The sequence below is a fragment of the Steroidobacter sp. genome (assembly GCF_036406195.1).
Taxonomy (GTDB): Bacteria; Pseudomonadota; Gammaproteobacteria; order Steroidobacterales; family Steroidobacteraceae; genus Steroidobacter.
The window spans coordinates 476,121-487,775 of record NZ_DASWVW010000016.1 but is presented as its reverse complement, the minus strand read 5'-3'; the positions used below and the strand labels follow the sequence as shown (position 1 = coordinate 487,775).

General features: G+C 61.3%; 11 protein-coding genes and 1 pseudogene. 3 read left to right on the top strand and 9 right to left on the bottom strand.

What is annotated here, in order from left to right:
• Positions 1-334: 334 nt before the first annotated feature.
• The 6 genes and pseudogenes from VGE08_RS07450 to VGE08_RS07430 form a co-directional block, all read right to left on the bottom strand.
• Entirely contained in the window at positions 335-637 is a 303-nt protein-coding gene (locus VGE08_RS07450; RefSeq protein WP_331067226.1) for a hypothetical protein, read from the bottom strand.
• 57 nt (positions 638-694) lie between these two features.
• Positions 695-1,012, bottom strand: a pseudogene (locus tag VGE08_RS26525) (YkgJ family cysteine cluster protein); the annotation flags it as partial.
• Between the two features lie 249 nt (positions 1,013-1,261).
• Entirely contained in the window at positions 1,262-2,284 is a 1,023-nt protein-coding gene (locus VGE08_RS07445; RefSeq protein WP_331067225.1) for a hypothetical protein, read from the bottom strand.
• Between the two features lie 488 nt (positions 2,285-2,772).
• Positions 2,773-3,570: an aldolase gene (locus tag VGE08_RS07440; protein WP_331067224.1), complete on the bottom strand. Its 798-nt coding sequence runs from the start codon at positions 3,568-3,570 to the stop codon at positions 2,773-2,775.
• A gap of 15 nt (positions 3,571-3,585) precedes the next feature.
• Positions 3,586-4,002: a nuclear transport factor 2 family protein gene (locus VGE08_RS07435; protein ID WP_331067223.1), complete on the bottom strand. Its 417-nt coding sequence runs from the start codon at positions 4,000-4,002 to the stop codon at positions 3,586-3,588.
• Positions 4,003-4,022: 20 nt separating this feature from the next.
• Complete coding sequence (locus VGE08_RS07430; RefSeq protein WP_331067222.1) at positions 4,023-5,009, bottom strand: aromatic ring-hydroxylating dioxygenase subunit alpha; 987 nt, start codon at positions 5,007-5,009, stop codon at positions 4,023-4,025.
• An 83-nt stretch (positions 5,010-5,092) separates the two neighbouring features.
• Here VGE08_RS07430 and VGE08_RS07425 point away from each other — a divergent pair, with 83 nt between their 5' ends.
• A complete protein-coding gene (locus VGE08_RS07425) occupies positions 5,093-6,313 on the top strand; it encodes an amidohydrolase family protein (protein WP_331067221.1) in 1,221 nt (406 codons plus the stop codon).
• Here VGE08_RS07425 and VGE08_RS07420 read toward each other — a convergent pair.
• Complete coding sequence (locus tag VGE08_RS07420; protein WP_331067220.1) at positions 6,264-6,971, bottom strand: TetR/AcrR family transcriptional regulator C-terminal domain-containing protein; 708 nt, start codon at positions 6,969-6,971, stop codon at positions 6,264-6,266. The genes VGE08_RS07425 and VGE08_RS07420 overlap by 50 nt on opposite strands.
• Before the next feature lie 4 nt (positions 6,972-6,975).
• Entirely contained in the window at positions 6,976-7,707 is a 732-nt protein-coding gene (locus VGE08_RS07415; protein WP_331067219.1) for an XRE family transcriptional regulator, read from the bottom strand.
• Positions 7,708-7,962: 255 nt separating this feature from the next.
• Between VGE08_RS07415 and VGE08_RS07410 the strand changes: the two genes are divergently transcribed.
• Together VGE08_RS07410 and VGE08_RS07405 are read left to right on the top strand one after the other, a co-directional pair.
• Positions 7,963-10,068 (top strand): TonB-dependent receptor, encoded by a 2,106-nt coding sequence (locus tag VGE08_RS07410; protein ID WP_331067218.1) that lies wholly within the window; start codon positions 7,963-7,965, stop codon positions 10,066-10,068.
• A gap of 19 nt (positions 10,069-10,087) precedes the next feature.
• Positions 10,088-11,116, top strand: a complete 1,029-nt coding sequence (locus tag VGE08_RS07405; RefSeq protein ID WP_331067217.1) for an aromatic ring-hydroxylating dioxygenase subunit alpha — start codon at positions 10,088-10,090, stop codon at positions 11,114-11,116.
• Between the two features lie 155 nt (positions 11,117-11,271).
• On the opposite strand, the gene VGE08_RS07400 is transcribed toward VGE08_RS07405, so the two are convergent.
• Entirely contained in the window at positions 11,272-11,631 is a 360-nt protein-coding gene (locus VGE08_RS07400) for a hypothetical protein (protein WP_331067216.1), read from the bottom strand.
• Positions 11,632-11,655: the final 24 nt, after the last annotated feature.

The window sequence follows — 11,655 nt, the reverse complement described above, 5'->3', positions numbered from 1 at the left end:
AGCGCTGGATGATCGAACGGCATCAGCATCAGTCACCGGCGCACGTGCGTCGAGCGTACTACGCCGCCAATACCAGATTGGCGGCCTGAGAGAATCGAATTACCCGCAACCGTGTGTCCAAGAAATCCTTGACCGCTTCAGCGGGGAGCTGATATAGGCGGCGGCAGTGGGATTGCAACCGATAGTCATCAAGGTCGATCACGCCGCGAGTCGCACCAGCGGCCCTGCAGATCGGAGTGCCGCCATCCAACGACGCGTGAACGCGATGGTCACTCCCGGGCACGCATTTACTGGAAATGCCACCGATTTCAGGGTATCGGCATCCGCGGCGCTATTACGGGTCGCAAGATTCGGACTTCTCAATTGCTTGCAAGATCGCTTGCAGGATCTCCCTGTCCGGCCGCCGGCCCTCCGCACCTCCGCCTGTTCCTTCTTCCGGTTCAGCGAATATCTCGTATATTTTGATCGCGAGAACCGCAAGCTGAGTCGGGTTGCGGGGCAACGTGCCGGGAGGCAACGTGTTCCTGTGCTTCCGTAAAAAATCCGCGGCGGCGAGCACCGCGCTGTACTCGCTGCGAGCCTGATCGCTGAGAAAGTCGAACTTCCATTGCTGCACTCGCGCGGCGATCTCAGCCATCGACGTCTCATCGAGCTCAGTGGCGGTTGCGGCTAGCACTCTGCAGTCGTAATCGCGACAGGTCTGGGGCCGATGCTCGTAGATCGAGCACTTTCCATGGATGAGCATCGGACATTCCCCTTTCTCGTTGTACCCCATTAGTACGTGACCTTTCGGGAATCCAGGCGCGGGAAACAGCAGCGCTTTCGGTATGCGCTCGAGCGTCCTCGTCTCCCCGGGTCCGATGTGGATGAACATCGACGAACGACAACAAGCGACGCACTCTCGGCAAGGCACCCTGACATCGATGTTCTTGAAGCGCAGCGCGCGGCGAGTGAGATGAAGCCACGAAGAAAACTCGCCAGCTGCCAAGCGCTCCGGTTCCGGCCGCGCCATAGATTCCACGCATCGTTTGTCATTAGCCATTGATTCACCTCGCAATCCAGGACGGTCGCATGTTGTCCCATGATTTCAGCGTCTGACGCAGACATTAGGAACGTGGATCATTAGGAACGTGGACATCCATCAGTTTGCATCGAACCGTACCTCCTCGATGGGTATACCGATTTAGATAGTTCGGTACCTTATACGGAAGTGCTGATATCCAGAATCCTCGATCGAACCGTGTCCGATCTGCGGTGTTGACTACGCCAGCCGCAGTCTCCGCGCCGCCTGAAGCCCTCGAATCCAAGACTGGCCCAGATGCCTGGCGTGCGATTGCAGTCGCTCCAGTCGACCTATGGCCCTCCCGAAGCGATTACCGGCCGGCCGCATCATGCCTAACCATTCGTCCGGGTCGATCCTTAGTCGAGTGAGAATTGGTGGCAAGTCCCCAGCCACGACCCCGCGCTTTCCAGCGCGATGCTGTCGTCCGCTCCATTCGAGCAGGTGCAGGTAGTCCAACAACTTCATCGGGATGGCTCTGCGATTTGGATCGCTCGAATCTCTGAAAGCCAGGAGCGGCGGCACCCCTGGATGATTTCCACGACCCCTACTCCCCTTCTTCGTCCGTGCTGGCACCGGCCGCTCACCCTGGAACTGCTGCAAGCGCGCGTGGATCGAGGTGAACTCGGACTCCTCGGGCGTCATCGCAATGCCTGCGCGTACTGGATTGAGGTCCACATAGGCCATGGCCGTCAACAAGCCTGTCTCATCGAGCAGCGCCTGCGATTTGAATCTCCCTTCCCAGAATCGGCCGGTGCACTCATCTTCAGCATTGGCTCGCCGGGCCAGATGTTCATTCAAACAGCGCATGTACCAGCTGATATCGGCCAATCGCTGACGCCATTCCTCGATCAGCTGCTCTGCCTTTCTCCGTTCGCCGGCGCTGACACCGGCATCTTGCCAGCGCTCGATCAAGGGGGGCACGCCGAAGAGTCGAGTCCATCTCGTCACGACCTCGGCATGACTCCAACGTGCCACCTGCTGCCGATCCACTCGCAGCACCAGGTGATAGTGATTACTCATAATGGCGTAAGCGCACAGATCGATGGCGAAGCTGCCGGCGAGGCAGCGCAAACGGTGCAGAACCCACGCTTTTCGATGTGAGTAGTCCTTGCCCGCGTACGCGTCGTAGCCCCATAACCAGGCACGGCGCACACAGCGTGCGACGACATGGTAGTACGGCGTGTCCTCGAGACAAACGAGCGATTTTCGAGCATAGCCCATGCGTCCATGGTGACAAGCGCCCTTCGCGTCTCCGGTATCGGTTAACAGGCGACTTCACCAGAAATGCGCAGGGCAGGCTCTCGGTGAGTATGGTAGGCACCCGGAGGATCTCTTGCGTGCGTGTCCCAGCTTCCGCCCGTCGATGATGGGTGTCCCTCGATGCTCTCCCTCGATGCTCCCCCTCGCATGGATGTCTCTCGATGCCCTCCTCGGCAGGCGTGTCCCAGCCTCCGTCGTTTCTAAACTGAATGGGTGTCCAGCTTCCCAGCGCCCGAATGGGTGTCCAGCTTCCCAGCGTCGTCGTTTCTAAACTGAATGGGTGTCCAGCTTCCCATGCTTGTGGAGCTGGTGTTTCGTGGATGCTGTGTTCGTGAAGGGACTGCCGCCGTTGGGTTGAGACTCCAGCCTACCTGCCCGGCTTCTGCCTCTCCGCGCAGCCGACGGAGAGTTGAAGTGACATTGCCATTGCGCAGGGACGAATCTCAGCCTTATCGGCCGGCAGGGACAGCCAGCGCGTCGGGGTGACGGCGTCTGACCTGACGCAGCCAATAGTTGACCGAAGTCGAGATCATGGCCGGCTTGCTCATGAAGGCATGGCCTTCGGCGGCGCGGGCAGGGTCGATGGGACGAATTGCACCGACGGCGCTCGCGGCAAGCTGCATCTCGCAAGCGCGCTCCAGATAGATCGCGAGGTACAGCGCCTCGTCGAGGGAGCGCCCGGTCGTCAACAGCCCGTGATGGGCCAGCAGGATGGAACGCTTGTCGCCCAGCGCTTCGGAAATGATACGGCCCTCTTCGTTGTAGATGGGCACGCCCGGCCACTCGGCCAGAAAGGCGCAGTCGTTGTAAAACATGGTGGCGTCCATGTGCGCCACGATCAGTTCCTCGCCGACCATGCTGAGCGCGGAGGCGGCGGGCGGATGCGTGTGAATGATGCTGGCGAGATCGGGCCGCCGATCATAGATCCAGAGATGAAAGCGAATCGCGGGATTGGGTTTGCCCTCGCCTTCGACCACTTGCATGCGATCGTCAATGCGCAGGATCGTGTCCGCGCTGACGCCGGCGAGACCCGAGCTGAAATCATTGGTCCAGAACGTGCCATCGCCGACGCGCACCGTCACCTGACCTGCGAGGCTTCGCGCATGGCCCTCGTCCGCGAGCAGGCGACAAGCGAGAGCGACGCGCTCGCGCGAATCCTTAACGTCCAGCGCTGCCGCGCTCTGCCGCATATCGGCATCGACGCGCGCGTCAATCGCTGCCCTGCTCTCCTGAAAGTAGTCGACCATCGTGTCCACGCTCTCTCAATAGTTCTCGATCTCGACGCGGGGACCGACGAAGTCCACCAGCTCCACCATGCGTGCGATCTTACCGTCCCGAAACTCCCAGAAAGCCATGTCGAGCACCGTGCCCGACTTGCCTTCCTTGTCCTTGAAGTCGATGCGATAGTAACCTGCGGCGCGGTTGCCTTCTTCGACCAGGATGTCGAATGGACGGATCGCCATCGCGCTCATCTTGCGCGCGATATCCTGGAAATGATGAAAGTGCGCATCGATGCCACTGCACTTGACCTTTTCATTGGTGATCATCACCGCATCGTCCGTGAAATATCGCTGCACATCTTCGCGCGTGACCGCGGCGCGACCTGCCGCGATGGTCTCGTTATACCAATCGAACAGATCTCGCACGATCTGGACCGGATGCCGTTGTTGCGAGGACATGAGATTCTCCCGATGTTGGCTCAGGCGGCCACCGCCGCCTCTTCGGTACGCAGGGCCTCCGCATACATGCGGCGGGCATCGACAGCAGCGGCGTCGGCGCGAATGAGACGATCGCTTACGCCGGGGCTCGCGTTGCGCACGCGTTGCTGCGCTTCCACGATTTCTCGGTCTTCTTCGATCGTGACGTGGCTCTGCTCCGTCAGCTGGGCGATATCCTGGGGCTTGGTCAGCGCATTCCAGCTGCGAATAATGAGGTAGTTCGTGCTCTCCGCCGTCGCGGGCGTCAATGCGTGCATCACATGTGTCATCGGCGCAGGCAGCAGTTCGCCGCTTTCTTCCTCGCGCAACATGGAACGCGTGTAGCAAACGGATGGCAGGTGGAAGGATCCCCGCGTCTCGGCGTACACACCGGGCTTGACCACGCGTTTGAGCTTGCGCGAAAAGTGCACGCTAGGTCCTTCGCGCCAGACTTTCATCGGCTCCGAATCGTGAACGAGATTGTCGGCGCCCAGCAGACGATGTGTGAAGTGGATGTGAGTGAGGTCGAGCAGATTGTCGACGATGGCGAACAGGGGCGCGTTGAAAACCCTGGCGTCCATGTGGAGATGCACGAAGTCGCTTTTTTCCATCCAAGGCCATTCCGGAATCTGAGCCGGATCCGCCTTGGCCGCCTCGCCCATCCAGATCCAGACCAGCCCATGGCGCTCCGCGACAGGGAAGGTATCCACGCACAAGACGGGGGCGATGAAGTTTTCGCCAGGCACGGCGGTGCATTTGCCGTCCTTGCCGAAGCGCATGCCGTGATAGCGGCATTGCAGCTCGTCTCCCACCACCTCACCCAGAGATAGCGGCGCGAGTCGATGCGGGCACCGGTCGCGCAGCGCGACCACATCGCCCGCGGTCATGCGGTAGAAGACCAGGTCCTCGCCCAGAATCCTGCGCGTCACCGGCTTGCGGCCGATGTCCCGCGACAACGCGGCGACGTACCAATACTGACGAAGAAACATGCGGCTCCCCCTCCACCGTGGCCCTCTATGCAACCTAACCTATCACTGTTAGATTGCGGGATGCAAGAGCGGAGTCAGGCAGCATGCAGCTATTCGTCATTGCCAATGTGAGAATCTTCGACGGCGTCGACAGGCTCGGCAGCGACGCGAACGCGGTGTGGATCGAACACGGCCGCATTGCCAGGATCGGCGCGAGCGAAGCCATTCAACCGCACGAACGAGTCATCGACGGTCGCGGCATGACCTTGATGCCGGGCCTCATCGATGCGCATTTCCACTGCAACTCACCAGCCGTGGACATTGCGGCCATCGATCGCCTCATGCCTTCGCATCTTGCGCAATATGCGCGCCGTTATCTCGAAGACATGCTGGCGCGAGGATTCACTACGCTGCGCGATGCGGGCGGCGCAGATATGGGCTTGGTGCGCGCGCTACAGGAGCGCCTCATTCGCGGTCCGCGACTCTTCGTTGCGGGCAAAGCCCTCTCGCAAAGCGGTGGGCATGGCGACTTCCGCCCGCAAGTGCTTGCATGTGGCTGCGAAACCTACGAAGGTTCGCTCACGGTGGTTGTCGACGGGCCCGACGACGTCCGCGTCGCGGTTCGTAACTTGCTACGAACCGGCGCTCACCAGGTGAAGATCATGGTGTCGGGCGGCGTTCTCTCGCCCATGGACCCGATCTGGATGGATCAATACACGGATCAAGAAATCATCGCGGCGATCGAGGAAGCTGCGCGCTGGCGCAGTTATGTGATGGCCCATTCGCTGACCGACAACGCGGCACGAAGGTGCGCGCAACTCGGGGTTCGTTCGATCGAACACGGTCTTGGCATAACCGCGGATACCGCAAGTTTCCTGGCCGAGCGCGGCACCTTCGTGGTGCCTACGTTGGGAACGCCGCATTGGCTGTTACAGGGTGTCGTCCCGATTCCGCCCGCATCCCGTGACAAGTGCATGAAGCTCGAGCGCTCGGGCGCTGAAGCCATCGAGAACTGCGCAGCCGCGGGTGTGCGCCTCGGCTTCGGCACGGATCTGCTGGGCGACCTGCATGGACGGGAGGCGCACGAACTGGTGTTCCGCGCGGAAGTTTCGGGAGCGCTCGAAACGCTACGTTCCGCCACTTCCATCAATGCCGAGCTCATGCAGCTGAGCGGCGAGATCGGCCGCGTGGCGGTCGGTGCTCATGCGGACTTGTTACTTGTGGATGGCGATCCGCTCGCCGATATCAGCATCCTCACCAAGCCTGAAACGCACCTCAAGATGATTTTTCGCGACGGCGAGATCGTCGCGGACCGCCTGCACTAGCGCCGCTCTGGCTTGCTTCCTGCAGATGAGATTGCATGCCGCGCACGATCAGGTCCAGGCCGAACTCGAAGCGCCGGTCGAAATCCTCATCCAGGATGTTGGGCAGAGCCTCGGCGAGGGTGGGATGGCTTGCTTGCTCCGCGAAGGCTTGAGCGGACTGCCTCACGGCCGACAGGTTCACGTCCGGCGCAACCTTGCCCTCGAAGGGTTCGACCGACTGCTCTTCGATGACGAAACCGATCACGAAGTAGATCAACGTGAACGTCGCCCAGCCCGCCATCGTGGGCGACAGTCCGGCGTTCCTGAGCGGCGTCATCATGGCATCCCCCGCACGAAAGACGTTCTCCGAAATCGGATAGGTACCGGCGAACAACTTCGCTCCATCACGATGCGCGAGAAACGCGGCGCGTGTCTCGCGTCCGATACGCAGTACCACCTCGCGCCAATCCTCTTCGCCAGACGAGCGGCGCGCCACTTCGTCGAGCATGGCGTCGGCCATGCTCTCGAGCAATGCGCGACGGCTGTTGAAATGCCAATAGAGCGACGGGGCCTGAATATCCATGGATTGCGCCAGGCGACGCATGGTCAATCCTTCCAGACCTTCGGCGTCCAACAGCTCGAAGGCGGCGGCGAGAATTTGTTTTCTGTCCAGCGCCATCGCGTTACTTCCGCTCGCCGTTCAACTTGCGCGCATCGGCCAGATCGTTGGCGACGATGACCAGCGCTCTGGCCGACTGCGTTCCCACACGCCGAATCTGGTGGCGCACATCCCCGGGGAAATGCACGGTGTCACCCGCAGCGAGAGTCACCGTCCGATCCGCGAACACTACATCGATCGTCCCGGAGATCACATAGATCAGCTCATCGCCCGGATGCCCCACTTTCTCCATCGGCGCCAGGTGCGAAGGATCGATCATGAACAGGCTCATGCGCCGGTTGGCGCTAGCCGGCAAGATCGCTTCGTAGGAGGCAGCTGCATCCTCGCGATTGGCTTGCATTTGTACGTGCTCTTTCGCGCGCACCACGGTGATGGCATCGGCTGTAGTCGTTTCACCGAACAGTTGTGCTACTTGCAGATCGAGCGCCGCCGCGATGTTGAGCAAGGTCGCGACCGACGGCGCCTTCTCACCGCGTTCGATGCGCGACAGATAGCCTTTGTCGAGGCTCACCTTGGCGGCGAGCGCATCCAGCGAAATGTGCTTGCGCTTGCGAATCGAGCGGATGCGTTGCGCGATGGCCTGTACGTTGCCGTAGTCGCGGCCGCTGGCGCCGGCCCGAGCGGGCGCGGGTTTGCGTGCGGATCTTGAACTCTTCTTGGTCGAACTCTTCGGGATCACGTTGCCTTGCCTGGCCGCGCCGCGCTTGATTCTTGCACCGTTAGAGGGAGCTGGCATGGATGAACGCAAGCTGGCCGTCGGCGCGGACGCGAACGCATGTACCTGTAGTGGAAGGAAATATGGCCGGACTATAGCAGCCGCTGTCGGCCCGCCGCAATGTCGGCGGGGCACCGGAGCGGCTAACGCGCGATGCGCTTACCCTCTAGGACAACGCCACCTAACTGTGTTAGGGTGTCTCTGCCCGCCGCCATCCGGCTCGCTCGATTCGCGGGCAGAACTATAGGTCGAACAACGGCCATGGGGGGAATTACGGTGATTCACAATGCAATCAACCGCGCGAGTCCGGCGTTGCTCGCATCGGTCGCGGCGCTCGTCTCGCACAACGCCGCTTCCGCCGACAGCGATGCCAGAATCGTCGAAGAAGTCGTCGTCACCGCTCGCCAGCGCGCCGAGGACGTGCGCGACGTGCCCATCGCGGTCTCGGTGCTTACAGCTGAAACGATCGAGGAAGCGGGCATCGAAAGCATCGCCGACTACGCGCAACTGGTGCCCAATGTTTACTTCGACAATGCGCTCAACCTGGGCAACAACTTTCTGAGCATCCGGGGCATGACCCAGGTCCAGTACCGACCACCGCCGGCGGCGATCGTCGTCGATGGCGTGCTGCAGATGAGCAGTTATCAGCTCAATGTCGAAGGGCTGGATCTGCAGCAGATCGAAGTCCTCAAGGGCCCGCAGGGAGCGATCTACGGCCGCAACGCCATCGGCGGCGCCATCAACATGGTGACGCGGCGGCCGGGCGATGAGCTCGAAGGCGAGGTTCGCGCAGGCTATGCCAGTGGCGAGGAAGTCACGGCCCGCGGCTCCATCAGCGGTCCGCTGATAGCAGAACGCCTGGCCTTCTCCGCTTCGATCTCGCGCACGGATCGGGAAGGCGGCGACATCAAGAACGCGACAACCGGCCTGGCGATGGATCACTACGAAGACACATCAGCGCGCGCTCGACTGCTGTTCACGCCCTCTTCGGCTTGGGAGATCGATCTCAACTATCGCTATTCGGACACGGACGGGCCGGATCCGGCTTACGCGCTCAATCCAATCCCCGTGGGTACGGACCCGAACGACACGAGCTTCGACCCCTTGGCCAACTTCGTCGGCTCCAATCCTCGCGAGCTCAATGAAGCGTCCTTCCGCACCACTTGGGCGAACGATGTGGGCACGCTCGCGTTCACACTGGCGCACGTCGATGTTTTCGAGGTGCTGCATTCCGACTTCGACTTCCTGCAGTTCGATCTCGTGAATGTCTATCAAAGCTACGACACGAGCGGCTTCTCGCAGGAGATTCGCTTCACCTCGCGCGGCGACAGCCGGCTGCGCTGGATCGTGGGGGCCTACCACCTCGAGCTGGACTTCGACGTGAACACCCAGGGATTCCTCGACCTGGATGCAAACATGGTCGCGGACAATCTGGCGCAGCATGTGATCGACTACAACACCACCGAAAACTACGCCGTATTCGGCCAGCTTGCGTATGACATCCTGCCCGAGCTGGAGTTGGCGCTGGCCCTGCGCTACGACCGCGATGAGTACCGGCAGGTCTCGGATTTCATCGCACCCGCGCTGGGCGAATTCGCGACCGACGAAGAGGCGGACGAGTTGCAACCGAAAGTCACGGCTCGCTATCGCGTCTCGCCCAACGCCTCGGTCTATGGTTCCTGGGGACGCGGCTTCCGCGCGGGCGGCTTCAACACGATCGCGGCGAGCAATCGATATTTCGGGCCGGAGGTCGCGGAAACGTCCGAGGTGGGATTGAAGGCGAGTCTGTTCGACAACCGGGTCGGCCTCGAGATCGCCGCGTTCTCGACCAAACTGCAGGATGCGCAATTCCTGTTCCTGAACTCGGCCACCATCACCAATGAAGTCACCAACATCGACGAGGTGACTTCCAAGGGGTTCGAGATCGCCTCGACGTGGCGCGTCACGGACAATTTCCGCATCGAGAGTGCCGTGGGTGTCATGGATACCAAGATCGGCCACTACACTCCCGATCCGGCGGCCAGTGGCAACAACATGCCCAAGGTTCCGGACTACACTTTCAATCTAGGCTTCACGCACGACTGGACATTCAGTTCGGGCTGGCGCGGCGCGTTGCGCGTGGACTATCTGCGCCAGGGCGAAATGTATTGGGACATCCTGAATCAATTCCAGCGCGACCCGTTGAACATGCTCAATGCACGGCTCACCTTCGAGCGCTATCCAGGCGGGCTGTTCGCGGCGCTCTGGGGCAGGAATGTGCTCGACGAGAAGCTGCCGACGGACTATCAATCGGCCGAACAGACCGCTCACCCGACCGGGTTGGACGGCTACCAGCGCAACCGGGGCGCGAATTACGGCGTGGAAATCGGGTATCGTTTTTAAAGCATCGGGGAGATCGAGAATGCCCTTTCTGCAAAATGCCTGGTACGTGGCGGCTTGGACCGATGAACTGGGCACCGGCAGCCTCATGCACAGGAAGCTGCTCAACCAGGACATCCTGTTCTACCGGCGCGCGGACGGATCGCCCGTCGCGATGACCGCGCGCTGCCCGCATCGTTTCGCACCGTTGCACTATGGAAGCCTGGTCGAAGGCGAACGCGTGCGTTGCCGCTATCACGGGCTCGAGTTCGGGCCGGACGGTCGCTGCGTGAAAAATCCGAACAGCGACGGCCCGCCGCCGCAGATCGGCACGCGCACTTTTCCCCTCGTGGAGCACCATCAGCTCATATGGATCTGGATGGGCAATCCCGATCTGGCCAACCCTGCCGAGGCGGGACAGGAATATGACTATCTCGGGCAGCCCGATCGCTACGCGGTCTGCAAAGGCTATCTCCATCTGGCCTGCAACTTCGGCCTGGCTCTCGACAACTTGATGGATGCGGCCCACGTCAACTTCCTCCACGACAGCACGCTGGGCAGCGAGGCGCTGACGCTTGCCAAGACGGTGCTGCGGGAGGAAGACGGCGTCATCTTCGCCGAACGTTTTGCACCCGACGGCGCGCCATCAGCTTTGTTCGGTCAGCTGCGCGGCAATTGCGAAGAGCATGTGGATCATTGGGCCGACGGTCGCTGGCAAGCACCCTGCCGGATTTCATTGAAGGTCGGAGTCACTGCAGTGGGCGCGCCGCGCAGCGAAGGCATGGAGATCCGCGCCACGCATCTGCTGACGCCCGAAACCGAAACCACCACGCATTACTTCTGGGCCCTCGCGCGCGACTTTCAGCTCGACAACAGCATGCTCACCGAACAGCTCGGGGCAACGACGCAGGCGATCTTCACCAACGAGGATCAATGGATGCTGGAAGGCCAGCAACAGATGCTCAATGGCGAAAGCTTCTGGGACGCCAAACCGAAATTCCTGGCCGGCGATGTCGCCACCGCCGCCGTGCGACGGCGCCTGGATCGGCTGATCAGGGCTGAGCAGGGCTGACAATGACGTTACGAGCCGCCCTTCTCTGCGCTCGTTCGGGCGCTGGCTCGATGTCATTGTTCGCTCAGTACGTTCGCGATCGTGCCGCGGCTAACGTCATGCCCTAAGTTCGCCAGCGCTCCTCGAGTTCGCGTATGGCGCCAAGATCGATCTCGTCAGAGCACCTTGGCCTTGACGTTCGTCTCGACCGCATAGCCCCGGCGACCCGAGATGACAACGCCACTGCTACCGCCACTGGCGGGTGAACCCTCAGGGGGCCTTGTGTGGGTAGTCGAGATGTTGCCACCAATCAGTCGACGCCGCCCGGTAACGCCATCTTCGTAATACTTCAAGTGCACGTCGACCCAATCGTCGTCATACATCGTCGGGGTGGCCTCCGCGATGAGCCCTGCCCCGGCCGCGAACGTGAACGACTCTCCATTGACAAAGGTGGCTGCCCGCGGTGCATGAGCGCCAGGCGCGGCACCGGCTGGCGCAGCCTGATGGACGGTGACAATTTCGATCGGACCAGCCACCCGTTCAAGCCAGCGGCTCCCTAA